The organism is Pauljensenia sp. UMB3104 (genome assembly GCF_030217285.1).
In the GTDB taxonomy this organism is placed as follows: domain Bacteria; phylum Actinomycetota; class Actinomycetes; order Actinomycetales; family Actinomycetaceae; genus Pauljensenia.
In genome coordinates this window covers 1-260 of record NZ_JASONN010000379.1, presented here as the reverse complement: position 1 = coordinate 260, position 260 = coordinate 1, and the positions used below count along the sequence as shown (strand labels likewise).

Sequence of the window (260 nt, the reverse complement as noted above, 5' to 3'; positions counted from 1 at the left end):
AACCAAACAGGCCACACCTGAGCAGGCCACACGGGAACGCCCCTATCGGGTAGCGGTGATCGGCGCGGGACCGGCCGGGATTTACGCCTCGGATATCCTCAGTAAATCCGATATCCCGGTCAGCATTGACCTTTTCGATAAGCTCCCCACCCCTTACGGTCTGGTTCGCTACGGGGTTGCCCCGGACCACCCGCGCATCGGCTCGATTATCAAAGCCCTCCACGCCATCCTCAAACGCGGCGATATTCGCTTCCTCGGAA

1 pseudogene is annotated in these 260 nt (G+C 60.4%); it reads left to right on the top strand.

Annotation, left to right across the window (positions count from 1 at the left end):
- Positions 1-55: 55 nt before the first annotated feature.
- Positions 56-260 (top strand): annotated as a pseudogene (locus tag QP415_RS12105) (pyridine nucleotide-disulfide oxidoreductase); the annotation flags it as partial.